General features: G+C 60.1%; 23 protein-coding genes. 14 read left to right on the top strand and 9 right to left on the bottom strand.

Annotation, left to right across the window (positions count from 1 at the left end):
• Positions 1–65: 65 nt before the first annotated feature.
• From AC5SSZ_RS06460 to AC5SSZ_RS06450, 3 genes are all read right to left on the bottom strand, one after another.
• A complete protein-coding gene (locus tag AC5SSZ_RS06460; protein WP_495437650.1) occupies positions 66–497 on the bottom strand; it encodes a universal stress protein in 432 nt (143 codons plus the stop codon).
• Entirely contained in the window at positions 494–3,481 is a 2,988-nt protein-coding gene (locus AC5SSZ_RS06455) for a TRAP transporter permease (protein ID WP_495437649.1), read from the bottom strand. The genes AC5SSZ_RS06460 and AC5SSZ_RS06455 overlap by 4 nt, the downstream gene beginning before the upstream one ends.
• A gap of 128 nt (positions 3,482–3,609) precedes the next feature.
• The gene (locus AC5SSZ_RS06450; protein WP_065270355.1) at positions 3,610–4,575 is read right to left on the bottom strand and encodes a TAXI family TRAP transporter solute-binding subunit; all 966 of its coding nucleotides are present in this window, start codon (positions 4,573–4,575) and stop codon (positions 3,610–3,612) included.
• A 451-nt stretch (positions 4,576–5,026) separates the two neighbouring features.
• Here AC5SSZ_RS06450 and mtnA point away from each other — a divergent pair, with 451 nt between their 5' ends.
• From mtnA to AC5SSZ_RS06400, 10 genes are all read left to right on the top strand, one after another.
• Complete coding sequence (mtnA, locus tag AC5SSZ_RS06445) at positions 5,027–6,136, top strand: S-methyl-5-thioribose-1-phosphate isomerase (protein WP_495437648.1); 1,110 nt, start codon at positions 5,027–5,029, stop codon at positions 6,134–6,136.
• The gene (locus AC5SSZ_RS06440; RefSeq protein WP_495437647.1) at positions 6,133–6,798 is read left to right on the top strand and encodes a class II aldolase/adducin family protein; all 666 of its coding nucleotides are present in this window, start codon (positions 6,133–6,135) and stop codon (positions 6,796–6,798) included. Before mtnA ends, AC5SSZ_RS06440 begins: the two co-directional genes overlap by 4 nt.
• A gap of 118 nt (positions 6,799–6,916) precedes the next feature.
• Positions 6,917–7,978: a dipeptidase gene (locus AC5SSZ_RS06435; protein ID WP_495437646.1), complete on the top strand. Its 1,062-nt coding sequence runs from the start codon at positions 6,917–6,919 to the stop codon at positions 7,976–7,978.
• Between the two features lie 54 nt (positions 7,979–8,032).
• Entirely contained in the window at positions 8,033–9,628 is a 1,596-nt protein-coding gene (locus tag AC5SSZ_RS06430) for an ABC transporter substrate-binding protein (protein ID WP_274829267.1), read from the top strand.
• Positions 9,629–10,687, top strand: coding sequence for an ABC transporter permease (locus AC5SSZ_RS06425; protein WP_495437645.1), 1,059 nt, complete (start codon positions 9,629–9,631; stop codon positions 10,685–10,687).
• The gene (locus AC5SSZ_RS06420; RefSeq protein ID WP_369002147.1) at positions 10,684–11,601 is read left to right on the top strand and encodes an ABC transporter permease; all 918 of its coding nucleotides are present in this window, start codon (positions 10,684–10,686) and stop codon (positions 11,599–11,601) included. Before AC5SSZ_RS06425 ends, AC5SSZ_RS06420 begins: the two co-directional genes overlap by 4 nt.
• A complete protein-coding gene (locus AC5SSZ_RS06415; protein ID WP_495437644.1) occupies positions 11,598–12,455 on the top strand; it encodes an ABC transporter ATP-binding protein in 858 nt (285 codons plus the stop codon). Before AC5SSZ_RS06420 ends, AC5SSZ_RS06415 begins: the two co-directional genes overlap by 4 nt.
• Positions 12,452–13,222, top strand: a complete 771-nt coding sequence (locus tag AC5SSZ_RS06410; protein ID WP_495437643.1) for an ABC transporter ATP-binding protein — start codon at positions 12,452–12,454, stop codon at positions 13,220–13,222. The genes AC5SSZ_RS06415 and AC5SSZ_RS06410 overlap by 4 nt, the downstream gene beginning before the upstream one ends.
• A 5-nt stretch (positions 13,223–13,227) precedes the next feature.
• A complete protein-coding gene (locus tag AC5SSZ_RS06405) occupies positions 13,228–14,013 on the top strand; it encodes an MBL fold metallo-hydrolase (RefSeq protein WP_495437642.1) in 786 nt (261 codons plus the stop codon).
• Between the two features lie 139 nt (positions 14,014–14,152).
• Positions 14,153–15,901: a sugar phosphorylase gene (locus AC5SSZ_RS06400; RefSeq protein WP_495437641.1), complete on the top strand. Its 1,749-nt coding sequence runs from the start codon at positions 14,153–14,155 to the stop codon at positions 15,899–15,901.
• A gap of 21 nt (positions 15,902–15,922) precedes the next feature.
• On the opposite strand, the gene AC5SSZ_RS06395 is transcribed toward AC5SSZ_RS06400, so the two are convergent.
• Genes AC5SSZ_RS06395 through AC5SSZ_RS06385 form a run of 3 tightly spaced genes read right to left on the bottom strand, consistent with a single transcriptional unit; the run spans position 15,923 to position 18,919 of the window.
• Positions 15,923–17,143: a glycosyltransferase family protein gene (locus tag AC5SSZ_RS06395; protein ID WP_065270366.1), complete on the bottom strand. Its 1,221-nt coding sequence runs from the start codon at positions 17,141–17,143 to the stop codon at positions 15,923–15,925.
• 14 nt (positions 17,144–17,157) lie between these two features.
• A complete protein-coding gene (locus tag AC5SSZ_RS06390; RefSeq protein ID WP_495437640.1) occupies positions 17,158–17,931 on the bottom strand; it encodes an HAD-IIB family hydrolase in 774 nt (257 codons plus the stop codon).
• A gap of 13 nt (positions 17,932–17,944) precedes the next feature.
• Positions 17,945–18,919, bottom strand: coding sequence for a DUF808 domain-containing protein (locus AC5SSZ_RS06385; RefSeq protein WP_274833702.1), 975 nt, complete (start codon positions 18,917–18,919; stop codon positions 17,945–17,947).
• Positions 18,920–19,181: 262 nt separating this feature from the next.
• Here AC5SSZ_RS06385 and gap point away from each other — a divergent pair, with 262 nt between their 5' ends.
• Both gap and AC5SSZ_RS06375 read left to right on the top strand, forming a co-directional pair.
• On the top strand, positions 19,182–20,183 hold the full coding sequence (gene gap / locus AC5SSZ_RS06380; RefSeq protein ID WP_495437639.1) for a type I glyceraldehyde-3-phosphate dehydrogenase: 1,002 nt from the start codon (positions 19,182–19,184) through the stop codon (positions 20,181–20,183).
• Positions 20,184–20,256: 73 nt separating this feature from the next.
• The gene (locus AC5SSZ_RS06375; protein ID WP_495437638.1) at positions 20,257–20,400 is read left to right on the top strand and encodes a hypothetical protein; all 144 of its coding nucleotides are present in this window, start codon (positions 20,257–20,259) and stop codon (positions 20,398–20,400) included.
• A gap of 127 nt (positions 20,401–20,527) precedes the next feature.
• Here AC5SSZ_RS06375 and coaD read toward each other — a convergent pair whose 3' ends face one another.
• The 3 genes from coaD to AC5SSZ_RS06360 all read right to left on the bottom strand — a co-directional run bounded on the left by coaD (position 20,528) and on the right by AC5SSZ_RS06360 (position 22,615).
• A complete protein-coding gene (coaD, locus tag AC5SSZ_RS06370; protein WP_065270370.1) occupies positions 20,528–21,022 on the bottom strand; it encodes a pantetheine-phosphate adenylyltransferase in 495 nt (164 codons plus the stop codon).
• A gap of 127 nt (positions 21,023–21,149) precedes the next feature.
• Entirely contained in the window at positions 21,150–21,584 is a 435-nt protein-coding gene (locus tag AC5SSZ_RS06365) for a CBS domain-containing protein (protein ID WP_274829256.1), read from the bottom strand.
• 134 nt (positions 21,585–21,718) lie between these two features.
• Positions 21,719–22,615: a LysR family transcriptional regulator gene (locus AC5SSZ_RS06360; protein WP_495437637.1), complete on the bottom strand. Its 897-nt coding sequence runs from the start codon at positions 22,613–22,615 to the stop codon at positions 21,719–21,721.
• Positions 22,616–22,763: 148 nt separating this feature from the next.
• Here AC5SSZ_RS06360 and AC5SSZ_RS06355 point away from each other — a divergent pair, with 148 nt between their 5' ends.
• Both AC5SSZ_RS06355 and AC5SSZ_RS06350 read left to right on the top strand, forming a co-directional pair.
• Positions 22,764–24,263, top strand: a complete 1,500-nt coding sequence (locus AC5SSZ_RS06355) for a CoA-acylating methylmalonate-semialdehyde dehydrogenase (RefSeq protein ID WP_495437636.1) — start codon at positions 22,764–22,766, stop codon at positions 24,261–24,263.
• Between the two features lie 255 nt (positions 24,264–24,518).
• Entirely contained in the window at positions 24,519–25,115 is a 597-nt protein-coding gene (locus AC5SSZ_RS06350) for a L,D-transpeptidase (RefSeq protein WP_065270374.1), read from the top strand.
• The last annotated feature ends 9 nt before the right edge of the window (positions 25,116–25,124 follow it).

The following is a 25,124-nucleotide window of genomic DNA, read 5'->3' as shown; positions in this document are numbered from 1 at the left end:
GGCGTGAAACGAGGCGCCACAAGCGGGCGCCTCTGATCTGTCGTACTCAGCTTTAGACCGCAGACCTACCGAACCACGTAGACCGAACAATCGCTGTGCCGGATCACACGCGCGGCGTTGGGGCCAAGCAGGTAATCCTTGAGGTCGGGCTTATGCGCGCCGATCACGATCAGATCGGTTCCCGCCTTTGCCGCCACTTGCAGGATTTCCTGATAGGCGGTGCCGGTGGCCACCACGTGGCGCGCCTTGGCGTTCCGCTCCGCGCCCAGCACTTCCTCGCAGAGGTCCCGTAGATGCGCAGTGGTGTCCTTGACCGCCTTGTCGTGATGATGCTCTTCGAAGAAGCCGGAAACCCAGCTTTCGCCGAAATCCGGCAGGACGTTCACCACATCCAGCTGAGCCTCATCCAGCGCAGCAAGCCGCGCCGCCTGTTCCAGCACCTTGCGGTCCAGCGCCGCATCGCTCAGTTCAAGCGCACATAGAACGGATTTGCTCATGCCGGTACTCCTTCCTTGCTGGCGCGACCGCGCTGCATCATGGCCACCAATGCCAGCAGCAGCAATGCGGGGATAAAGATCAGCTCCTTGGGCAGTTGATCCTGCGGCGCCTTGATCTCAGTGACCTGCACCGGGTCATCGCCATAGAAATCAAAGCTGCCAAGGACCTCTTCTGCCGGGGTGCCGAAACCAGGCGCGTCCAGTTTCATCAGCCCGTCTTCAGGCAACAGCACCAGACCGATTGCCTCGGCCATGGCCAGACCATCGCCGGAGCCATCCGAGGGGATGACCAGAGTCGTTGAGGCCGCGCCGCCAGTGTCAAAATCGGGACCTTCGATGCGCAGGCGCAACTCCTGCCCCGCTTCAGAATCCGAGAGCACCTCGACCAGTTCGCTCGGGGCCGCCTTGGCAAAGGGCGGCATGATCCGGTTCATGAAGAAATCCGGACGGAACAGGGCAAAGGCCACAAGAACCAAAAGCACGCTTTCGTAGATGCGGCTGCGGGTCAGGAAATACCCCATCGTCCCGGCGGTAAAGACCAGGATCGCGATGGTCGCCGATATGGCCACCAATATGCCTTGAGCCCATGTCACATCGATCAACAGCAGATCGGTATTGAAGATGAAGACAAAGGGCAGCGCCACGGTGCGCAGAGAGTAGAAGAAGGCAACGAAACCTGTGCGGATTGCATCGCCGCCGGAGACTGCCGCAGCAGCAAAGCTGGCAAGGCCCACAGGCGGTGTCACATCGGCCATAATACCGAAGTAGAAGACGAAAAGATGCACCGCGATCAGCGGCACGATCAGCCCCGATTGCGCGCCAAGCTCTACCACGACACCCGCCATCAGCGAGCTCACGACGATATAGTTCGCCGTGGTCGGCAGCCCCATGCCAAGGACAAGCGACAGAAGGCCGACCATGATCAGCATAAGGATCAGGTTTCCACCAGACAGGAACTCCACCAGTTCGGACATCACCTGCCCCACGCCCGTCAGCGTCACGGTGCCCACGATCACACCCGCTGTCGCGGTTGCCAGGGCGATCCCGATCATATTGCGAGCACCGTCGATCATGCCGTGCCACAGATCGCTCACCCCATCCATGAAGTTGAAGGCAAGGTTGGACTGTCCCCGGAACAGGGCCTTGAGCGGTTTCTGCGTCAGCAGGATCACAAACAGCAGTGCCGTCGCCCAGAAGGCCGACAGGCCGGGCGATTTCTGTTCGATCATCAGGAAATAGACCAGCACGATGATCGGCAGGAGATAATGCAGCCCCGCCTTGTAGATCTTGCCCACATCCGGCAGTTCCACATCCTCGGCATTGGGATCGTCCGGCACCAAATCCTCGACCCCGGCGGCGAGCTTCAGCAACGCCACATAGGCCGCAACCACCAGCAGCGACAAGACTGTGCCAGAGGCTTCGGGCATCAGCGAAATCACCCAACCGACGGGATATTGCACGCCGTAACACAGCGCCGCGAAACCCGCGAAAAACGCCGCCATACCTCCGATTGTGCGGCCCATGGAGACCACCCGGTTGCCCAGCGTCGGCATGTTCCGCTTCACCGCCTCCAGATGCACGATATAGACCAGCGCGACATAGGAAATTGCAGCCGGCAGGAAGGCATGGGTGATGACCTCGACGTAGGAAATCCCTACGTATTCCACCATAAGGAAGGCCGCAGCCCCCATCACCGGCGGCATGATCTGACCGTTGACCGATGAGGCGACCTCGACCGAGCCAGCCTGTTCATTGGTAAAGCCCACCCGTTTCATCAAGGGGATGGTGAAGGTGCCCGTGGTCACAACGTTGGCGATGGAAGAGCCTGAGATCAGACCTGTCGCTGCCGAGCCGACAACAGCCGCCTTGGCCGGGCCACCGCGCAGGTGGCCAAGGGCGCCAAAGGCCATTTTGATAAAGTAATTCCCGGCGCCCGCCTTATCAAGCAGCGCCCCGAACAGCACGAAGAGAAAGACGAATTTGGTGGAAACGCCAAGCGCGATGCCAAAGACCCCTTCGGAGGTGATCCACATATGGCTCATCGCCTTTTTCAGGCTGGCGCCTTTCCAGCGGATCACTTCGGGCACCACGTCAGAGGAACCGAAAAAAACATAGGCGAGGAAGATCGTGGCGATGATCGCCATCGCGGGCCCCAGGGCGCGACGCGCGGCTTCGAACAGGATGATCAACCCAGCCAGCGCAAAGAATTTGTCGACATCATCGGCCAGACCGCCGCTGTCGACGATCTTCTGGTAGTTGAGGAAGCCATAGACCGCCACATAAACGCCCGCAGCGGCAAGAACCCAGTCCTGCACCGGCACGAAACCTGGCTCGGGATTGGCCCATTCCCGCAGGTAGGCCAGAACCATAACGGCCGCTACAATCAGCGCCACCACGATGGAAAAGAGCGCCAGAGAACCGCTCCAACCGTCAAAAAGATACTGCCCAAGGATCGCCACCGCGCAATAGGTCAGTAGTGCCACCGCCGCGAAAATGCCAAGCGCGCTGACCATGCTTTCCAGCCGCGTCGCCATACCCGATCCGTTCAGATAGGTCGGCAGCACCAGCACCAGCGCCACCAGAGCCGACACGACAACCGCCACCGACACCGACATACCCGGCGCGATGGCCAACAGCACCGCCACGCCAAAGGCACCAATGCCCAGCAGTGTTCCAAGGTGTCCCAGCCAGAAGCCAACCAGATTGCGGCTTTCCCGGCTCATGGCGGGATAAGCCATGAACCCCAGCATCAGGGCGAAGGCCAAGTGGATCAGCCGTGAATTGTTATTGACGGCGCCCGGAAGCAGATAGTTCGAAAGCGGTGAGGCCAGAATGACCTGAAACAGCGACCAGCTTACGGCGACAAGTGCAAGAGACAGGCCCACAGCCCCAATGGGGTTGCGCGCACCGGCGTCCGAGGACGCGACCAGTTCCTGCAGTTCTTCCTCGCTAAGCGGTCGATTTCCTTGAGCATCGGATGTCATGGATAATCTCCCCTGCGGACGCCCTGATATGGGATCCGGCTATTGTGATTGGCGCCATCACCGATGAGAGGCCCGGCAGGCGCAAAGCGGGGCGCCAATGCGCCCCGCCTGTTGGTTATTGGCCGATCTTACTCGATCCAGCCCATTTCCTTGTAGTATTTGGCAGCGCCATCATGCAGCGGCGCCGACAGGCCGTCCTTGATCATCTCTTCCGGCTTCAGGTTGGCAAAAGCAGGGTGCAGTTTCTTGAAGGCGTCGAAGTTTTCAAAGACCGATTTCACAACCGCATAGACCGCGTCTTCGGACACGTCGGTCGAGGTCACGAAGGTCGCGCCCACACCGAATGTCTTGGTGTCTTCGTCAGACCCACGGTACATGCCGCCCGGGATCGTCGCAGTACGATAGAAGGAGTTGTCGGCAACCAGTTTGTCGACGGCTTCACCGTCCACGGTGACCAGAACCGAGTCACAAGCGGTGGTGGCTTCCTGGATCGAGCCAGAGGGGTGACCCACGGTGTAAACCATCGCGTCGATCTGGTTGTCGCACAGGGCAGCGGATTGCTCGGCCGCCTTCAGTTCGGTCGCCAGAGCAAAATCCTCCATGCCCCAACCCTTGGCTTCCATCAGAACTTCCATGGTGCCGCGCTGACCGGAACCCGGGTTGCCGATGTTGACCCGCTTGCCTTTCAGATCGTCAAAGTTGGTGATGCCTGCATCGGCACGCGCCACAACGGTAAAAGGCTCCGGGTGGACCGAGAATACCGCGCGCAGACCTTCAAAGGCGCCCTGCTCTTCGAATTTGGAGGTGCCATTATAGGCATGGTACTGCCAGTCGGACTGGGCAACGCCGAACTGCAGCTCACCTTCGCGGATGGTGTTGATGTTGTAGACCGAACCGCCGGTGGATTCGACGGCGCATTTGAATCCGTGCTCCTTGCGGTTCTTGTTGACCAGACGGCAGATCGCGCCGCCCGTTGGGTAATAAACGCCGGTCACACCCCCGGTGCCGATGGTGATAAATTCCTGCGCCTGCGCTGCCGGAGCCATGAAGGCCGCGGTCACAAGCGCACCGATGGACAGTTTTGCGTGTTTCATCGTTTCTATACTCCCTTTTTCATTCTTGGTGACACTCTACACCACTGTGCGACTGTCAGCTCTCAATCAAAATCCGGAGACTGAACAGTCTGGCTCAGCAGGCAGGAACGCCCAACTGTTTTGCTAAAGTCTGCATATGCAATAGATAAAGCTCAGCTTCCGGCGCGCATCGGCGCCTGTCAACTCTGCCGTTTGGCGAAAGGGTTGAAAAACCGATCTTCCCGCATATGTGACGCCCTGCGTTGGATTTTCCCCGCTCTCAGCCAGACCCACCCGGATTCGCATAACTGTGGCAGAATGCCGCACCGAAATGCAAGACCTCTTCCTGCGTCAGGTTTCCACTTCCGGCACAGTTGAGCGGCTCCATAGGCGCGCTCTTGCAAGGGTCAGAAATTTCCGCGAAAAAAGTTCCAACGCACCAATCCAGCCGTCCTGGCAGAAAGAGGCTCTCGTGAAGGTTAACGGAACCCCGTACCGGTCCCTGTGGTGGGAAGAGAATGCGCAGGCTTTGCAGATCATCGACCAGCGCTGGCTGCCCTATGATTTCCGGATCGAACAGCTTGAGACTCTGGCAGAGTACTGCGAGGCAATCACCGGCATGCATGTACGCGGCGCGCCGCTGATCGGCGCCACCGCGGCCTATGGCATGGCGCTGGCCGCGCGGCTGGACCCTTCGGATGCCAATCTGGACGCAGCCTGGGAGGCGCTGAACGCAACCCGCCCTACAGCCATCAACCTGCGCTGGGCGCTGGACCGCTGCCGCAAAGCCCTGCGTCCACTGGCAGAGCCAGATCGCGCCGCGGCGGCCCTGCAACTCGCCCATGACATTGCCGACGAGGATGTCGAGATCAACCGCAGGATCGGCCAGCACGGTCTTGAAATCATTAAAAAGATCGCCGCGAAGAAACCCACCGGAGAGCCTGTCCGCCTGCTGACCCATTGCAACGCCGGCTGGATTGCGACGGTGGATTGGGGCACCGCCACCAGCCCTATGTATCAAGCCCATGATGCCGGTCTGGATATCCATGTCTGGGTCGATGAAACCCGGCCCCGCAACCAGGGCGCGCTGACCGCATGGGAGCTCGGCAGCCACGGTATCTCCCACAGCTATATCACCGACAATGCCGGCGGCCATCTGATGCAGCACGGACAGGTGGACATGGTGATCACCGGCACCGACCGCACCACCCGCAACGGCGATGTCTGCAACAAGATCGGCACCTATCTAAAGGCGCTGGCCGCCCGCGACAACGGTGTGCCCTTTTACGTCGCGCTACCCTCGCCGACCATCGACTGGACGGTTTCCGACGGCGTGCGTGAGATCCCGATCGAGGAACGCGCAGGCCGCGAAATCAGCCATGTTCAGGGCGCCCTGCCGGATGGCATGATCGGTACGGTTGAGGTCACGCCGAAAGGCAGCGGCGTCGGCAACCCCGCCTTTGACGTGACCCCCAGCCGTCTGGTCACCGGGCTGATCACCGAACGCGGTGTCTGCGATGCCAGCGCCGAGGGGCTGGCCGGGCTATTCCCGGAGTTTGCAGCCTCTGGCGATCCGGCATGAGCGCGGGTTCCTACGCCGACACGCCCGAGCTGCGGCAGGAGATCATCGACGCCTGCCTGTCGATGGAGCGCCAGCAGATCAATCAGGGCACTTCGGGCAATATCTCGGTGCGGGTTGGGGACCAGATGCTGATCACCCCTTCGGGCGTGGATTACGCCCGAATGACGCCGGAGATGATCGTTGCCATGCCGCTGGACGACGGCGCCCCGGCGCCCGGCCAGATGAAGCCCTCTTCTGAATGGCGGTTCCACCGGGATATCCTGCGCGACAAGCCTGCCGTTCACGCGGTAGTCCACGCGCATCCGGTCAATTGCACCGCGCTGGCAATGAACCGGACCGAGATCCCGGCCTGCCACTACATGATCGGCGCCTTTGGTGGTGATACGGTTCCGGTGGCAGACTACGCCCTGTTCGGCACTGCAGATCTGTCTGACAATGTTCTGAAATCGCTGAAAAATCGGGCAGCCTGCCTAATGGCCAATCATGGTGCGGTTGTCATCGCCGACACCTTAAACCGGGCGCTGTGGCGCATGGTGGAGCTGGAAACACTGGCCAAGGGCTATGTCACCAGCCTGTCGGTTGGACAGCCCCATATTCTGAACGGCGATGAAATGGCCAAGGTCATGGAGGCCTTTGCTGATTATGGTCTCAAAGATATCTGAGAGATGACCCAAAGCCGTCGCGGTCGGCTTTTCCTCTGGACATTTGCGACGTGTGACGGAAGGCTGCCGGTTATTGAATCCAATATTCACCGATATTCTCTGAGCCGAAGGACCCTTCATGACTGCCCCCCTCATCTTTGACGGCCACAACGATCTTCTGCTGCGCATTCATAGCGGAGCAGTCTCCGCCGGTCCCGATGGGTTTCTGGGCAACGGCGGAAACCAGATTGATATGGAAAAGGCACGCGCGGGCGGTTTTGGCGGCGGTCTCTTTGCCATCTATGTTCCAAACGAGAACACATCTCTGGATGAAACCGAGATGGACAAACCCGCCTATGATCTGCCCCTGCCAGAAATGGTCGATTGGCCCGCAGCCAGCCGGGTTGCCCTGTCGCAGGCCTCCATCCTGATCAAGCTTGAGCGGGAAGGCGCGCTGGCCATCTGCCGCAGCACCGATGAGATCCGCGCTGCCATGGCAGAAGGCAAGCTGGCCGCCGTGATGCATATGGAAGGCGCCGAGGCCATCGACCCCGATTTCCACATGCTGGACGTTCTTTATGCCGCTGGCCTCCGCTCGCTTGGGCCGGTGTGGAGCCGGGAAACCATCTTTGGCCACGGCGTGCCGTTCCGATACCCGTCAACCGGGGACACCGGGCCGGGACTGACGGCGGACGGCATCCGCTTGATCAAGAAATGCAATGACTTGCGGGTCCTGGTTGATCTTTCTCACCTGAACGAGGCTGGGTTCTGGGACGTCGCAAAACACAGCGACGCTCCACTGGTCGCCACCCATTCCAATGCCCATGCCATCAGCCCGCACAGCCGCAACCTGACTGACCGTCAATTGCACGCGATCCGCGATAGCGACGGTATGGTGGGCCTCAATTTCGCCGTGGCCTTTCTGCGCGAAGACGGGCGGATGGATGAAAACACACCTATTGACCAGATGGTCAAACAACTTGACTATCTGATGGAACAGCTGGGCGAAGATCGGGTCGGGCTTGGGTCTGACTTTGACGGCGCCACTGTTCCGGCCAAGATCAGCACGATCGCCGGTCTGCCGCATCTGCGTAGCGCCATGCAGGCGCGGGGCTATGATGCGGAGCTGATAACGAAACTCTGTCACGGCAACTGGATGCGGGTCCTCGACAAGACCTGGGGCCACACCAGCGCCGCCTGACTGGGCCGCCGCAAGGCAAAACAAAAAAACCTAATAAAAACAGGGAGTTTACAAATGACAATTATGACACGTCTGATGGGCACGGCCGCGCTTGGCCTGGCTTTGGGTCTGACCACCCTGCCCGCCGTGGCAGCAACACCCGACAATATGCTGGTGATCGCCAACCGGATCGACGACATCACCACGCTGGACCCGGCGCAAAGCTTTGAATTCGCGGGCTCTGATGTCCTGCGCAATGTCTATGGCAAGCTGGTGAACTTCGACCCCGAGAATCTGGATGCAGGCTATCAGCCCGACTTGGCCGAAAGCTGGACCGTTTCCGAGGATGGCCGCACCATCACCTTCACCATGCGCGAAGGTGTGAAATTTCAGTCTGGCAACCCGGTCCGCGCCGAAGACGTTGCCTTTTCGCTGAAGCGCGTTGTCCTCTTGGACAAGACCCCGTCCTTCATCATCACCCAGTTCGGTTTCACCCCGGAGAATATTGACGAAACGATCAAGGTGGATGGCAACACCGTCTCCATCACCACTGACAAGCGCTACGCGACCTCCTTTGTGCTGAACTGTCTGACCGCAACCATCGGCGCCATCGTTGACGAGAAAACCGTCATGGCCAACGAGGTCGACGGCGATATGGGCAACACCTGGCTGGCGACCAACTCTGCCGGTTCCGGCCCCTACACCCTGACCAGCTGGAAACCGAAGGAAAGCGTCACCCTGACCGCGAATCCCGATTTTTACGGCGGCGAACCGGCGATGAAGCGGGTGATCGTCCGCCACGTGCAGGAAAGCGCCACCCAGCGCCTGATGCTGGAACGCGGTGACATCGACGTGGCCCGCAACCTGAACCCCTCTGATGTCGAAGGCGTACGCGCCGCGGATGGTGTTGAAATCCTCGAAGAGATGCGCGGTCGTCTGATGTATATCTCAATGAACCAGAAGCACCCGGAGCTGTCCAAACCCGAAGTCCGTCAGGCGCTGAAATACCTGATCGACTATAAAGGCATGGAAAGCAGCTTCCTGAAGGGCGCCTATGTGGTCCATCAGAACTTCCTGCCGAAAACCTATCTTGGTTCGGTCAACGAAAACCCCTTCTCACTGGATCTCGACAAGGCCAAGGCCCTGCTGGCCGAGGCAGGCGTTGATGGCATGGAGCTGACCGTGGGCGTGCGCGAAGCGCAGGAACGTCTGGAAATCGGCCAATCGCTGCAGAACACCTTTGCTCAGGCCGGGATCACGCTGAACCTCGAAGTCGGCACCGGCAAGCAGGTGCTGGGCAAGTACCGCGCGCGCGAGTTGGACATCTACCTGGGCGCATGGGGCCCGGACTATCCTGACCCCCATACCAATGCAGGCACCTTTGCCTACAACCCGGACAATTCGGATGAGGCAAACGCCACCGGTCTTCTGGCCTGGCGTAACGCCTGGGATACCGCTGGTCTGACCGAGAAAACTGCTGCCGCCGTGGTCGAAGGCGATACCGAGAAACGCGCCGAGATGTATCACGAGATCCAGGCCGAGTTCCGTGACAAGTCGCCCTTTGCGGTGATGTTCCAGAAGGTGGAGCAAGCCGGTGTGGCCGAGAACGTCGAAGGTCTCAGCCTTGGCGGCGCCATCACCGCGGTGTCCTACTGGTCCGTGACCAAGTAAATGACCACGTCGAACACCTATGTGAAGAGGCAGCCACGGCTGCCTCTTCCGGCATGGCTGCGGGGCGTGCTGGTCACCCTTCTGTCCATTTCCATCACCATGCTCGGGCTGTTGTTCGTGACCTTCGTGATTGGTCGCGTGATGCCCATCGATCCGGTTCTTGCGGTGGTCGGCGAACGCGCCACCGAGGCGCAATACGATGCCGTCTTTATTGAACTTGGGCTGGATAAGCCCCTGGTCGTACAGTTTTTCTACTATGTCTCCGATGTGTTGCGCGGCGACTTCGGGACATCGCTGCTGACTGCACGGCCCGTTGCCGATGATATCGTCCGCGTCTTTCCGGCGACCTTTGAACTCGCCACCATCGGCATTCTCTTCGGCTGCCTTCTGGGCGTTCCGCTGGGCGTCGTAGCCGCGGTAAAACGCGGCAGCTGGATCGACCAGATCGCCCGCGTCGTGGCGCTGGTCGGCTATTCGATGCCAATCTTCTGGCTAGGCCTGATGGGCCTATTGCTGTTCTACGGCATTTTGGGTTGGGTCGGCGGACCCGGGCGTCAAGGCATCTTTTATGAGGACATGATCCCCGTCGTCACTGGCATGATCCTCTTGGATTCTGTTCTTGCCGGGGACTGGGGCGCCTTCTGGGATGCCTTTTCCCATATCGTTCTGCCTGCCTCGATCCTGGGTTACTACAGCCTTGCCTATATCAGCCGCATGACGCGCTCCTTCATGCTGGAGCAGCTATCGGCCGAATACGTCACCACCGCCCGCGTCAAAGGCATGAGCGAATGGGCCGTGGTCTGGCACCACGCCTTCCGCAACATCCGGGTGCAGTTGATCACGGTGATCGCGCTGAGCTATGCCAACCTTCTTGAAGGGTCGGTGCTGACCGAGATCATCTTCTCCTGGCCGGGGATCGGCAGCTATATCACCACCGCGCTGCTGTCTGCGGATATGAACGCCGTTCTGGGCGGAACCGTCGTGGTGGGCCTCGTGTTCATCTGCCTGAACGTGTTTTCCGACCTTCTCTACAAAGTCTTTGATCCGAGGTCCAAATGAGCAGTCAAACCGGAACGCTGCGCGACTGGCTTCTGTCAGATACGCCAACCTCGCGTCGGCAGGCCCGCTGGGCAGCCGTATACAAGGGCTGGCTGACGCTGAAATCCAACCATATGGCCATCGCGGGCCTTGCCATTATCGTGGCCCTGATTGCGCTAGCGATCTTTGCCCCGCTCATTGCCCCGCATGATCCTTTCGTTCAGGATCTTGGCAACCGCCTGCAACCGCTGGGCAGCGAGGGGCACCTTCTGGGGACGGATTCCCTTGGCCGCGATATCCTCAGCCGGTTGATCTGGGGCGCCCGGATCACCCTTTACATCGTGGCGCTGGTGGCGCTGATCGCGCCCATCGCCGGGCTTCTGGTGGGCACCGTGTCGGGCTATGCCGGGGGCTGGGTCGACGTGATCCTGATGCGGATCACCGATATCTTCCTCGCCTTTCCCCGTCTGGTTCTGGCGCTGGCCTTTGTCGCCGCGCTGGGTGCGGGCATCGAAAACGCCGTGCTCGCCATTAGCCTCACCGCCTGGCCGCCCTATGCGCGGATGGCGCGGGCGGAGACGCTGACGATCCGCTCCTCGGATTATATCAGCGCCATTCGTCTGCAAGGCGCTGGCCCCTTGCGGATCATCATCAAACACATCTGGCCGCTGTGCATTTCATCGCTGATCGTGCGGGTGACGCTGGATATGGCCGGGATCATCCTGGCCGCTGCCGGCCTTGGCTTTCTTGGCCTTGGCGCGCAGCCGCCCAGCCCGGAATGGGGCGCGATGATCTCCGAAGGGCGCCGGTTCATTCTGGATCACTGGTGGGTTGCCACCATGCCGGGCCTTGCCATTTTCACCGTCTCGCTTGCCTTCAACCTCTTGGGGGATGGTCTGCGCGATGTACTCGACCCAAAGGACAGCGCCTCATGAGCACGCTTCTGGATGTAAAGAACCTCTGGGTGAAATTCCCCACCCGCAACGGCGTGGTCGAAGCGGTGCGCGGCATCTCCTTCTCGCTGGGCAAGGAACGGCTTGGGATCGTCGGCGAAAGTGGCTCTGGCAAGTCCATGACCGGCCGCGCCATCCTGCGCCTGATCCGCCCCCCTGGGGTGATCAAGGCTGATCATATTTCCCTTCATGGTCAGAACCTTATGGATCTGAGCGAAAGCAAGATGCGCGCAGTGCGTGGGCAAAAAATCTCGATGGTGATGCAGGACCCCAAGTTCTCGCTGAACCCGGTCATGACCATTGGCGATCAGATCATCGAAGCCCACCGTCTGCACGCGAAATCCTCGCGTAGCGAGGCGCGCGCGAAGGCCATCGAGATGCTGGAGGCGGTGTCGATCCGCGATCCGGAACGGGTGATGAAAGCCTACCCGCATGAGATGTCCGGCGGCATGGGGCAGCGCATTATGATCGCCATGATGCTGATCCCGAACCCGGAAATCCTGATCGCGGATGAACCGACCTCGGCGCTCGACGTCTCGGTTCAGGGGCAGGTCCTGTCGATCATGGACAAGCTGGTGAAGGACCGCGGCATGGGGTTGATCTTCATCAGCCACGATCTGAACCTCGTTTCGCAATTCTGCGACCGGGTGCTGATCATGTATGCCGGGCGCATTGTCGAGGTCTGCGAAGCTGACAAGTTGCACGAGGCGCAGCACCCCTATACCCGGGGGCTGCTCGGCTCCCTGCCCCGGTTCGATGCACCGCGCGCGCGGCTGGATGTGCTGCAACGGGATCCCGCCTGGCGCGATGCCCCCAGCGTGGAGGCCCGCACATGAGCGTCGCATCCAAAGACATTGCGCTGAAAGTTGAGGACCTGAGCGTCTATTTCGGCGATCACCACGACCTGTTTCAGGCGGTCAAATCCGCCAGTTTCACCGTTGAAAAGGGTGCCAGTTTCGGTCTTGTCGGCGAAAGCGGGTCGGGCAAATCGACCATCCTGAAGGCGCTGACCGGTCTTGCTCCGCAGTGGGAAGGACATATGCATGTCGCCGGTCAGGACCTGGGGCGCAAGCGCGACCGGACCTTCTATCGGACCGTGCAGATGGTGTTTCAGGACCCCTATGCCTCTTTGCATCCGCGCCAATCGGTGGATCAGGTTCTGTCGGAAACACTGCACCTGCACGGGTTCACGGATATCGACGACCGGGTGGATCAATTGCTACGGGATGTGGGGCTTGGCCCAGCGTTCCGCTTTCGCTATCCGCACCAGCTGTCCGGTGGTCAGCGCCAGCGTGTGGCGATTGCTCGCGCCCTGGCGCCAGAGCCGCAGATCCTGCTTCTGGACGAGCCGACCTCGGCGCTGGATGTGTCGGTTCAGGCCGAAATACTGAACCTTCTGAGTGACTTGCGCAAAGAACATAACCTGACCTACATCATGGTCTCTCATGATCTGGCGGTGGTGGCTCATATGTGTGACAGGGCCGCGGTGATGCAAAACGGCGAGATCGTCGAGATCCTCAGCATCGACGACATGCGCAACGACCGCTCCAGTCACGACTATACGCGCCACTTGCTGGCGGCCTCAGCCAACCGGGTGGCCTGACGACCGTGGCGGATGTCGGAACTGTTGAACCCATCGCACAGGGCGGCCTGCTGAAAGGCCACCCTGTGCGCCTCTTTGTGCTCGATTTCGGGCTGTTCCGGGTCCATTCAAACGGGCGCAAGATCGGCATCTGTGGCTATCTGATCCAGACAGATGCGGGCGAGAACGTGCTGATCGATTCAGGGTTTCCCGCCAAATACGCCACGGACCCTGCGCAGGCGAGCGAGGAGGATCGGCTTTATGAGTTCGGCGAGGTGCTTGATTGTCAGCCGCACCACCTGCCCGCCGCGCAACTGGCCCTCGTCGACGTGCAGCCCAAGGACATTGACCTCTTCGTGCTGACCCACACTCATATCGACCATATCGGTGGCATCTCCGATTTCCTGCAGGCGCCGATGGTGATTTCGAAACGGGAACGCGACCTGCCGCAACCGCTTTACTGGGGAAACCAACGCCCGCTGGACTGGCCGGACCGTCGCTACCTTACGCTGACCGAAGATACCAAGGTCGGACCGGGCTTTGAGCTGCTGATGGCGCCCGGCCATGCACCGGGGCAGATCGCGGCGCTGCTGTCCCTGCCGGAGAGCGGCGATGTACTTCTGACCTCAGATGCGATTTCCCGCCCGGCCGAGGTTGATGAAGGCTTTGATACCGCACCCGATCCGCAGCTGGCCACGCAAAGCGCCCGTCGCCTGCTGGACCTTGCCACAGCGCGCGATGCGATGGTGATTTATGGACATTGCCCGACCCAATGGCCCGACCTGAAAAAGGCGCCGTATTACTTTGCCTGACGGCGATTTTCACGCACGCAAAACATCGCACACGGGCTGCTGAAAAATTGGACACCCCGCGCAGGGCGCGCCTGTTTTCCGGGCCTGCCAATCTGGATAGGCTTGGCCTTGCAGGCTGCAACATGTTTGACTGCCTGTCATGACAGAACCCACCCGATCCCTACATCGCGCGATCAGCAGCCGCATCGCGCGGATCTATCCCGGTCTCAACGCGGATAATCTTGCCACGCAGATCAACCAGGCCTTCTGGCCGGATCCGTTCAAACGCCGCAAACGCGCCCGCACCCCAGGCAACCGGATGTGGAGCGAAGCGGACGCGCTGGTCATCACCTATGGCAATTCCATCGTGGACGGGCAGCACAAGCCGCTGGATCTGCTGAATGATTTCCTGCGCCGCTATTGTGATGGCTGGCTCAACAGCGTGCATATCCTGCCGTTCTTTCCTTACACCTCGGACGACGGATTTGCGGTGTCGGATTTCTGCAGCGTCAATCCGCAGCTAGGCGATTGGAGCGATATCAACCGGATCGCGGATGAGTTCACCCTGATGTCGGATCTGGTGCTCAACCATGTCTCCAGCCAGGGCGCGTGGTTCAACGCCTACCGGCAAGGACAGGCGCCCTATGACAAGTTCTTTTTCGAGGCCAGCCCAGAGGATGATCTGAGCGCCGTAGTCCGCCCACGCACCACGCCGCTGCTGCAGGAGGTCGAGACCAGCAACGGCACGCGTCACGTCTGGTGCACCTTCTCACACGACCAGATCGATCTGGATTTCCGCAACCCCGAGGTGCTGCTCGAATTCCTGCGTATCATTCGCCTGCATCTGGACAATGGCGTGCGGATGATCCGGCTCGACGCAGTGGCCTTCCTGTGGAAGGAGGTCGGCACCCCCTCGATCCACCTGCCCCAGACCCATGAGATCATCAAACTGATCCGACTTTTGTGCGACAACACCGCGGAAAAAGTGGTTCTGATCACCGAAACCAACGTGCCCAAGGCGGAGAACCTCAGCTATTTCGGCGCCCGTGATGAGGCGCATATGATCTACAACTTCCCGCTACCGCCGCTGATCCTGCATGCGATGATGGCCGGAGATGCCACCCATCTGGTGCAGTGGCAAAAGGCGATGCCACCAGCGCCGCTGGGCTGTGCCTATTTCAACTTTACCGCCAGCCACGATGGCATCGGCATGCGCCCCGCCGAAGGATTGCTGAGCCACGAGGAACAGGCGCGGATGATCGAAACGGTGCGCCACGCGGGAGGGATGGTTTCGATGCGGGCGCTGCCTTGTGGCGGCGAGTCCCCCTATGAGCTCAACACCACCTTTTACGAGGCGCTGACCGAAACCTTTGATGGGCCGGATGCCTTTCACTTTGAACGGTTCATCTGCTCCCAGACCATCGTGATGTCGCTGGAGGGCATTCCCGCGTTCTATATTCACTCCCTGCTGGCGACGCCAAACGATCACGATGCGGTGGAGAAACGGGGCATGAACCGGGCGATCAACCGGCACCGCTGGGATTACACCGAGCTGCGCGGCCTTCTGGACGATGAAACCAGCCTGCAGGCCCGCGTGATGCGTGAATTGCGCGCGCGGCTGGAACTGCGCAAGATGCAGTCCGCCTTTCATCCCAATGCCACGCAATTCACGCTCAATTCCGGGGATGACCGGGTCTTTACCCTGTGGCGGCAGAGCCTGGATCGCGGGCAGTCTATGTTTGCCTTGCACAACGTCAGCAAGGATGAAATCGCACTGCCATCCCACCATCTGAACCTGATCGAGGATGACACCTGGGTCGACATTCTGACAGGCGAGCATCTGGCGATGATGGATGGCACCATCACCCTTGCGCCCTATCAGTGCCGCTGGATTACAAACGTCAACTAACGCCCTGCAACGACGGCATTATCACTGAAATTCCGCCGTGTCCTGCGCCGCTGCGGCATGCATGTCCCGCAGGAAGGCCGGGTCTGCGGCATGCACACGGCTCCATGTCGGGATGAAGGGCGTCTCATGCGGGTTATCGAGAAAGAACTGCCCGGCCCGCATGATGTTCTCGGCAAAGAGCTCGATCGAGCGTTCCTCGCTGTGGCGGTCGATGCTGAGACCGTTCATCTTGGCATCGGCGTAATAGGCCTCCAGCAGGTCCAGCGCGCTGCGGTAATAGGTGGCTTTCAGGGTCCGAAAGACATTGGTGGTGAAGACCGTGCCATCCGCCGCCAGTTTGCGGAAGATCGATTTGCAGATATCCACCGACATCCGGTTCAGCCCTGCCTCAGCGTCTTCCGGGCTCAGCTCCTGATGTTTGTGATCATAGGAATCGGCGATTTCCACCTGACAGACGGCCTTGGGCGCCAGGTTGCGCCAGGCCTCGGAGAGCACTCCAATCTCCAGCCCCCAGTCCGAAGGGATCCGCAGATCCGGCAGAATGCTGGTGCGCATCGCGAATTCACCGGACAAGGGATAGCGGAAGCTGCGCAGGTAATCGATGTAGTCGCGGTCCCCGATCACCCGTTTAAGCGCGATCAGCAGCGGGCTGACCAGAAGGCGCGTCACCCGCCCGTTCAGCCGGTCCTGCCCGACGCGGGCATAAAACCCTTTGGCCACTTGATAGGGAAAGTTGGGGTTCGCCACCGGGTAAACCAGCCGCGCCAAAAGTTCGTTCGTGTAGGTCAGGATATCGCAGTCGTGAATTGCCATGACCGAGCTGTCTTCGCAGCTCATCAGATAGCCAAGCGACGACCAGACGTTCTTGCCCTTACCCTGCTCGGTCGGGGCTAGACCCATCGCCTCCAGCCGCGCGCCAAGCGCCTTCATCCGAGGGCTGTCGTTCCAGATCACCACGTGGTTCTGGTTCAGATCCTTGAAGAACTTCTGGGCATGGCGGAACTGCGCCTCATCGGCCCGGTCCAGCCCCACCACGATGCGGTGCAGGTAACGGACCTTGGACAGCTCTGCCACGATATTGGGCATCGCCTCAGTTTCCAGCTCGGAATAGAGACAGGGCAGGATTAGGGAAATTTTGCGTGACTGGGCAAAGGTTTCCAATTCATAGTTCATTTCCTCCAGCGATCGGGTCCGCAGATTGTGCAGCGTCGTGATATTCCCGTTCTGATGAAAATCTACCATGCGGATGTCCGTTCCTATGCCTTGGTTTCTAGCCGGTCCAACAGGTCCATCATGGCCCTGTTCCAGCCCGAAGGCCCAGCCTCATTTGTTCGAATTATGCGGCCTGTGTGTTCTGTGGCCAAGGGCGGCAATGCCGCACGATGCGGATTGGCGATGATGATGCCAAATTCTGCGGCTTCCAGCATCTCGACGTCGTTTGGCGCATCCCCCAACGCCACTGTGTGCCGGGCAGGATAGCGTGACAGGACCTCGGCCATCTGGTCCGCCTTGGTGCCGCCAAAGGACAGGGTCAGGAACCGCCCGCCATATCGCGCAAAAACACCGAGATCCGCCAGCGCTGTTTCAAACTGCGCCCGCTCCGCCTCGGTGCCGCTCCAGATCCCCGGTTCGGAAAACATCCGCTCGGCAGCGCGGGCAGCATCTGCCTGCGGCAGGCCGGTGATCTTTGCAATCTCCGCCACGGGCATATCGCCAAACCCTCGGAACTTCTGGCGCAGGTCATCTGGAATCCGATCCAGCGCCGCGCGCAGATCACCATAGGTCGGCAGGTCGTTCTGCCCCAGCAAACCAGCGCCGTTTTCAACGATCGCGGGCCAGTTTGAAAGACCCATTTTCTGTTGTAAAACAGTTATTTCCAATGCGGTCTTACTGCTGGCCAGAACCACAGCTGCGCCCATTTCTGCCAGCCGATCAAGCGCGGGAACAGCGGCCTGCCAGGAGTAGCTGTCATGATCCAGAAGCGTCCCATCCAGATCGGAAAACACGACCAATGGCAGCGGTTCTTGCATCGGCTCCACTATCCTAGTGTCCGGCAGGCGATTTGCCGGTCACCGCCGCCAACAACGGCGCAATCACCTTGGTCGCCACAGGGATCAGCACCATGCCCAGAGCCACGCCAAAGACCCCGTCCATCGCGGCCTTTGCCGACCATTCCACTGCCCCGGTCCAGCCTGCAGGCACCGCGTGACCAATGGCATAGGCCCAGTCGTGGATCAGATGCCCCAACCCGCCAAAGCCAAGCTCTTCCAGCCCGTGAATAACGATGGAACCGCCCACCCAGAGCATTGCAGCGGTCCCCACTATGGTCAGCAGCTTCATGAAGCCGGGCATAGCGTGGACCAGACCGCGCCCCAGCGCCTGCGTCAGGCCCAGACGCCCATTCTGCGCCATGTAAAGCCCCACATCGTCGGCCTTCACGATCAGCGCGACCGAGCCATAGACGGCCACGGTAATACCAAGCCCCACCAGCGCCAGCGTCGCCGCCTCCATCCAGATCGTTCCCTCCGGAATGGCCGAAAGGGCGATGGTCATGATCTCAGCCGAGAGGATAAAATCGGTCTTGATTGCACCAGCGGCCTTTTCTTCTTCGAGATGCGCCGGATCGCCCGGCTTATCCTCGGGGAAGACATGGGTTTCATCATGGGGCACAAGGGCATGATAGATCTTCTCGGCGCCTTCAAAACAAAGATAGGCACCGCCCAGCATCAAAAGTGGCGAAATCAACCAGGGCGCCAGATTGGCCAGCAGCAGGCCGATGGGCAACAGGATCACCAGCTTGTTCTTGACCGAGCCCTTGGCGATCCTCCAGATGATCGGCAATTCGCGTTCGGCGGCAAAGCCATGCACGTATTTCGGAGTCACCGCAGCATCGTCGATCACCGCACCGGCTGCCTTGGCGCCCGCCTTGGCTGCCTGCGCCGCAACATCGTCGACCGAGGCAGCCGCCACCTTGGCAATGCCTGCCACATCATCCAGCAGCGCCAGCAAACCGCTCATCGAACATCCCCTCGTAAACCTGCCTTTATTTGCACCCTATCCGATCCACCAGCACAGGCAAGCCGAAGCCCGGGCACGACAGCCCGGGGATTCCCGGCGCATGGCGGCCTGCCCAAATCGTTATCGCCACCGGTCGAAAACCGTTAACGCCACCGGTCTAGTTTTGCGCTAACATGCTGTCATTTCGGCCTTTTTGCCTCTTTAGGGATTTACATAACGGGTCTATATCCGGCGCAAGTTTTGCTCGCCAGGAGACACAGGAATGACCATCAAAGTCGGGATCAACGGTTTTGGCCGCATCGGCCGCTGCACCCTGTCACACATCGCAGCCTCGGGCCGTGACGACATCGAAGTGATCAAGGTCAACGCGACCGGTCCACTGGAAACCGCAGCGCATCTGATCAAATACGACTCCGTGCATGGCCGTTTCCCCGGCGAGGTCAGCATCGGCGACGGCACCATGAACCTTGGCCGCGGCGACATGCAGATGTTCTCGACCTACGACATGAATGAACTGGACTGGGACGGCTGCGATGTCGTTCTGGAATGCACCGGTAAATTCAACGACGGTGAAAAAGCCAAGGCGCACCTGGAGCGCGGCGCAGGCAAGGTGCTGCTCTCCGCCCCTGGCAAAAACGTTGACAAGACCATCGTCTATGGCGTCAACAGCGACCAGCTGACCGCCGAGGACCGCATGGTGTCGAACGGTTCTTGCACCACCAACTGCCTGGCCCCGATCGCCAAGGTCCTGGACGAAGGTGTCGGCATCGAAAGCGGCATCATGACCACGATCCACGCCTATACCGGCGACCAACCGACGTTGGACCGTCGCCACAAGGATCTGTACCGCGCCCGCGCGGCAGCCATGTCGATGATCCCCACCTCCACCGGCGCAGCCAAGGCTCTGGGTGAGGTTCTCCCGAACCTCAAAGGCCGCCTGGACGGTTCCGCCATCCGCGTGCCCACGCCGAATGTCTCCGCCGTGGACCTGACCTTCCGCGCTGCCAAGGAAGTGACCGCCGAGGAAATCAACGCGCTGGTCGCCGAAGCCTCCGAGGGTGCGATGGCCGGTGTTCTGGGCTATGAGCCCGCGCCGCTGGTCTCCACCGACTTCAACCACTCCAGCGAAAGCTCAATCTTTGCACCGGATCAGACCCGCGTGGTCGAAGGCCGCATGGTGCGCGTCCTGTGCTGGTACGACAACGAATGGGGCTTCTCGGTACGTATGGCTGACGTGGCAACCGCGATGGGCCGCCTTAGCTAAGCCCCGTCACGGACTTGAGATTTAGCGCCCGGTCAGGCATATCTGACCGGGCGTTTCTTTTTGGCGGACAGCTATGACCAATCAAATTGCTATTGTCATGGGGATTATCCTGACAACCGCCATCGCCATCGACGTGGCGCTGTTCGGCAGCGAGCACATGGTGTTTCTCGGCAAGAAGCTGTTCGAACTGATCGACTGGGTTGCGTTCTGGCGCTAAGGCGCGCGTCGCCCGCTGCACAGCATTTGCCCCATTGACCCAATAGAAAAAGCCGGGCGAGGCGCCCGGCTTTGTAATTTCGCGACGGAGCAATACCCCGTGCCCTATCTGGAAACTTCAGACCGGCCTATTTCGAAAGCCGCTTACGAAGTTCGTCGTTGACCTGGGGCGTGACGAATTTCGACACATCGCCATCCAGCCGCGCGATTTCCTTCACCAGTTTCGAGGCAATCGCCTGATGACGCGCCTCGGCCATCAGGAAGACCGTTTCAATCGAGCTGTCCAGGGCCCGGTTCATGCCAACCATCTGGAATTCATACTCAAAGTCCGCAACCGCCCGCAGGCCCCGCACGATGATCTGCGCGCCAACATCGCGGGCGCAGTGGATCAGCAGGTTCTCAAACGGGTGCGCGACGATCTCGGTGCCGGTTTCCTCTGACAGGGAGGCACATTCGGCCTCGATCATGGCAACACGCTCTTCCAGATCGAAAAGCGGTCCCTTGTCCCGGTTGATCGCCACACCGATCACCAGTTTGTCCACCAATGCGCTGGCGCGGCGGATGATGTCGATATGGCCCAAAGTGATCGGATCAAATGTGCCGGGGTACAAGCCTATACGCATTGGGGGCCCTCCTGCCTCCTCAGAACTCGCGCGCACGCAAACATATTTGCGCCTGTCCTGACAAGAGGGGGAAAATACGGAAACACCTGTTCCGGCACGTCATCTGGCAAGAAAATTTCGCCGAGGCTTAATGCCCCATGATCATGCCTTCCAGAGCGTCCTTTTCCATCGCGACTTCGGCCAGCTTGGCCTTGACCACATCGCCAAGCGAAATCAGCCCAACCATTTTACCGCCTTCGACCACAGGCATGTGGCGGAACCGGCCCTCGGTCATCTGCTGCAGGATATCTTCGACGTTGGATTCGCTGGTGCAGGTCACCAGCTTGCTGGTCATGTAGTCCTTGACTTTGCAGGTCAGGCAGCCAGACCCACTTTTGCCCAGTTCACGCACGATATCGCGCTCGGACAGGATCCCCTCAGCCGTCTCATTGTCGGAAGACACCACCACGGTCCCGATGCCTTTCTCCGCCAGCAGCTTGGCCGCGTCAGAAACCGGAGCCTCAGGAGAAATCGTTACCACCCCGGCGCTTGCCTTGGATTTCAAAATCGATTGAACCAGCATGAATTCTCCTCCACTCGTAATTTTCTTGCGTAAATACAAGCGTTGCCGCAATGCAGATCCAAGTCAAGAACATGTCCAGTCAGTTTTGGAAATAGCTCCGACACTTTGGCAGGAAAGCCGCAGCAGATCCAGCGTCAGGTCAGTGCCTCCAGCCGCGCGACCTCGTCGCGGATCCCCTTGGACAGCGCCTGCGCAAACCGGTTCAAACGCTCGCTGCGCTGATCACCCTGATGGCGCACCAGATAGAAACTGCGCGACAGGCTGATCTTGTCGGTCAGCACCTTGCGCAAGACCCTATGCGCGGGCAGTGAAAAATCATGCGCCACACAAAGCGCAGTGCCCTCGGCCGCCAGTTTGATTTGTACCGAGACCGAGTTGGAGGCCAGCGCCACCCGCTCCACCCCCAGATCGCTGAGGTAATCCAGCTCCCGGTCAAAGATCATGTCCGGGATATAGCCGATCATCCGGTGCCCCTTCAGATCCTCAAGTTTTTCCAGCGGCGGGCGCTCACGCAGATAGTGGCGCGACCCCACAAGATGAAGTTTGTAATCCGTGATCTTCTGAACCAGCAGCTGCCCGGCAGTGGGCGCGCTGACGGTCACGGCCATATCCGCCTCGCGGCGCGACAGGTTGATGACCCGCGGCAAGGCAACGATCTGGATATCGAGATCGGGGTTTTCGGCGCCAATCGCGGCGCAGACCTGCGGCAGGATATAATTGGCGCTGCCATCCGGCGCCCCGATGCGGATCTGCCCCGACAGCGTGTCGCTGGGACCGCTCAGCGCCTCCTGCCCGGCCCGCATCGCCTGTTCGGCGGTCTCTGCATGGGTCAGCAACCGGTCCCCAGCCGCACTCAGCGCATAACCCTGCGGGGATTTGACGAACAATGGGGTGTCCAATGCAGCCTCGAACCGGGCGATACGCCGCCCGACGGTCGCGGGGTCCATCTTGAGCACCCGCCCGGCACCGGACAGGCTGGCCTCGCGCGCGACCGCGAGAAACACTTTCATATCATCCCATTGTGGGTCCATGCCGGGATCCTCCTCGACGTTCCTGTACCTTATGTTCTTGCCCTGCGATCGATACTTGCGTTCTTGCAAAGCCTTTTTGAAATCTTTCCCCTTTTCCGGTGTTTTTTGCAAGTCTATGTTGCCGCCAAAGCGTATAGGGAGGAATCCGATGCAAGAACTCAACCATTATATCAACGGCGAACACGTCAAAGGCACGTCCGGCCGTTTTGCAGATGTCTTCAACCCGGCAACCGGTGAAGTGCAGGCCAAGGTGCCGCTGGCCTCCAAGGACGAGATGGAACAGGCAGTGGCCATCGCAGCCGCCGCACAGCCCGCATGGGCCGCCGTCAACCCGCAACGCCGCGCTCGCGTCATGATGAAATTCGTCGACCTGCTGAACCGCGACATGGACAAGCTGGCCGAAGCGCTGAGCCGCGAGCACGGTAAGACCCTGCCCGATGCGGCTGGTGACGTGCAGCGTGGTCTGGAAGTGGTCGAATACTGCATCGGCGCGCCGGAACTGCTGAAAGGTGACTACACCGACAGCGCCGGCCCCGGCATCGACATGTATTCCATGCGTCAGGCCCTGGGCGTGACCGCGGGCATCACCCCGTTCAACTTCCCGGCGATGATCCCGATGTGGATGTTCGCCCCGGCCATCGCCTGTGGCAACGCCTTCATCCTGAAACCGTCCGAGCGTGATCCGTCGGTTCCGCTGATGCTGGCAGAACTGATGGAAGAAGCTGGCCTGCCCAAAGGTATCCTGCAGGTCGTCAACGGCGACAAGGAAGCCGTGGACGCGATCCTTTACAACGACACCATCCAGTCGGTCGGGTTCGTGGGGTCCACCCCGATTGCCGAATACATCTACGGCACCGGCTGTGCGCAAGGTAAGCGCGTACAGTGCTTTGGCGGCGCCAAGAACCACATGATCATCATGCCCGACGCGGACATGGATCAGGCCGCAGACGCGCTGATCGGTGCAGGTTACGGTGCTGCCGGCGAACGCTGCATGGCAATCTCGGTTGCGGTTCCTGTCGGTGAAGAAACCGCCGACCGCCTGATCGACAAGCTGGTTCCACGTATCGAAAAGCTGAAAGTCGGCCCCTACACCGCAGGCAACGATGTGGACTATGGCCCCGTTGTCACCGCCGCCGCCAAGGAAAACATCCTGCGGCTGGTAGAATCCGGTATCGAGCAAGGCGCGAAACTGGTGGTCGATGGCCGTGACTTCAACCTGCAAGGTTATGAAGACGGCTTCTTTGTCGGCCCGCACCTGTTCGACAACGTCACCACCGACATGGATATCTACAAGAAAGAGATCTTTGGCCCGGTTCTGTCCACCGTGCGCGCCAAGACCTACGAAGAGGCGCTTGGCTATGCCATGGACCACGAGTACGGCAACGGCACCGCGATCTTTACCCGCGACGGCGACACCGCGCGCGATTTTGCCAACCGGATCAACATCGGCATGGTCGGCATCAACGTGCCGATCCCGGTTCCGCTGGCCTATCACACCTTTGGTGGCTGGAAGAAATCCGCATTCGGCGACCTGAACCAGCACGGCCCGGACGCCTTCAAGTTCTACACCCGGACCAAAACCATCACCTCGCGTTGGCCCTCGGGTATTCGCGAAGGCGGCGAGTTCAACTTCAAGCCAATGGACTGATCTAGGATCTCATACCGACATGCAAAGCCCTGGCCGAAACGCCGGGGCTTTGTTTTTTGCTTTCCTCCACGGGAGTGCCGCGATATCGGGCAGCGGCAAGCAATTTTTGCGGCAGGCCCCGGACCGCATGAACACAAATTCGTGAGGCCACCAAAACCCTCCGGAAACCACTGGCCAAATTCGCTGAAGTGAATATGTTCCCGGACAGACCCCGAACGAAACCGAGCAGTTTCAAAACAGAATACAGGAGGCACCATGACACAACGGATCACCCGCCGGAGCACAATCCTTGGGCTGGCAGGGGCTTTGGCGACCCCGACACTCCTACGCGCGCAATCCACTGATGCCTTCCCCGCCGATGAGGCACCGATCCGCGATCAGACAGCGGTAAAAAGGAACATCTCGGCCTTTACGCAGCAAAACTGGCAGGATCATTTCGACGAGCTAGGTGTGGGCTGCCTGCTGGCGGATGTTGCCTCGCGCGCGGTGCATTACTGGGGCGGGGACGGCGAAAGTTACCGTCTTTTCCCCTCTTCCGTGCCGATGAGCGACGAGCTGACCAAGCGCGGCTATACCAAGGTCGTGCGCAAGGCAAAGAATCCCGGCTGGACCCCGACCGCCAATATGCGCGAACGTGACCCCACTCTGCCCCGATATATGGAAGGCGGCCCGGGCAACCCGCTGGGCACCCGCGCCATGTATCTGACTTGGCCGGCCTATCTGGTGCATGGCACCCATGACACCCGCAAGATCGGGCGCCAAAGCTCATCCGGCTGTATCGGTCTTTACAACCAGCACGTCGAGGAGCTCTACGAACTGGTTGAGATCGGAACGCAGGTGCGGATCCTTTAGGATCCGCAC

Source organism: Phaeobacter sp. CC-HEC084, assembly GCF_059429255.1.
The sequence above is the reverse complement of the archived record's forward strand: the minus strand, read 5'-3'. Positions and strand labels throughout refer to the sequence as shown.

Bases quoted from the DNA above. Each gene is read 5' to 3' on its own strand.
- AC5SSZ_RS06435 (WP_495437646.1), top strand. From the start codon at position 6,917: ATGACTGCCCCCCTCATCTTTGACGGCCACAACGATCTTCTGCTGCGC.
- AC5SSZ_RS06420 (WP_369002147.1), top strand. From the start codon at position 10,684: ATGAGCAGTCAAACCGGAACGCTGCGCGACTGGCTTCTGTCAGATACG.
- AC5SSZ_RS06390 (WP_495437640.1), bottom strand. From the start codon at position 17,931: ATGCAAGAACCGCTGCCATTGGTCGTGTTTTCCGATCTGGATGGGACG.
- coaD (WP_065270370.1), bottom strand. From the start codon at position 21,022: ATGCGTATAGGCTTGTACCCCGGCACATTTGATCCGATCACTTTGGGC.
- AC5SSZ_RS06450 (WP_065270355.1), bottom strand. From the start codon at position 4,575: ATGAAACACGCAAAACTGTCCATCGGTGCGCTTGTGACCGCGGCCTTC.
- gap (WP_495437639.1), top strand. From the start codon at position 19,182: ATGACCATCAAAGTCGGGATCAACGGTTTTGGCCGCATCGGCCGCTGC.
- AC5SSZ_RS06360 (WP_495437637.1), bottom strand. From the start codon at position 22,615: ATGGACCCACAATGGGATGATATGAAAGTGTTTCTCGCGGTCGCGCGC.
- AC5SSZ_RS06395 (WP_065270366.1), bottom strand. From the start codon at position 17,143: ATGGTAGATTTTCATCAGAACGGGAATATCACGACGCTGCACAATCTG.
- AC5SSZ_RS06350 (WP_065270374.1), top strand. From the start codon at position 24,519: ATGACACAACGGATCACCCGCCGGAGCACAATCCTTGGGCTGGCAGGG.
- AC5SSZ_RS06375 (WP_495437638.1), top strand. From the start codon at position 20,257: ATGACCAATCAAATTGCTATTGTCATGGGGATTATCCTGACAACCGCC.
- AC5SSZ_RS06425 (WP_495437645.1), top strand. From the start codon at position 9,629: ATGACCACGTCGAACACCTATGTGAAGAGGCAGCCACGGCTGCCTCTT.
- AC5SSZ_RS06355 (WP_495437636.1), top strand. From the start codon at position 22,764: ATGCAAGAACTCAACCATTATATCAACGGCGAACACGTCAAAGGCACG.
- AC5SSZ_RS06415 (WP_495437644.1), top strand. From the start codon at position 11,598: ATGAGCACGCTTCTGGATGTAAAGAACCTCTGGGTGAAATTCCCCACC.
- AC5SSZ_RS06440 (WP_495437647.1), top strand. From the start codon at position 6,133: ATGAGCGCGGGTTCCTACGCCGACACGCCCGAGCTGCGGCAGGAGATC.
- AC5SSZ_RS06385 (WP_274833702.1), bottom strand. From the start codon at position 18,919: ATGAGCGGTTTGCTGGCGCTGCTGGATGATGTGGCAGGCATTGCCAAG.
- AC5SSZ_RS06430 (WP_274829267.1), top strand. From the start codon at position 8,033: ATGACAATTATGACACGTCTGATGGGCACGGCCGCGCTTGGCCTGGCT.
- AC5SSZ_RS06400 (WP_495437641.1), top strand. From the start codon at position 14,153: ATGACAGAACCCACCCGATCCCTACATCGCGCGATCAGCAGCCGCATC.
- AC5SSZ_RS06365 (WP_274829256.1), bottom strand. From the start codon at position 21,584: ATGCTGGTTCAATCGATTTTGAAATCCAAGGCAAGCGCCGGGGTGGTA.
- AC5SSZ_RS06460 (WP_495437650.1), bottom strand. From the start codon at position 497: ATGAGCAAATCCGTTCTATGTGCGCTTGAACTGAGCGATGCGGCGCTG.
- AC5SSZ_RS06455 (WP_495437649.1), bottom strand. From the start codon at position 3,481: ATGACATCCGATGCTCAAGGAAATCGACCGCTTAGCGAGGAAGAACTG.
- AC5SSZ_RS06410 (WP_495437643.1), top strand. From the start codon at position 12,452: ATGAGCGTCGCATCCAAAGACATTGCGCTGAAAGTTGAGGACCTGAGC.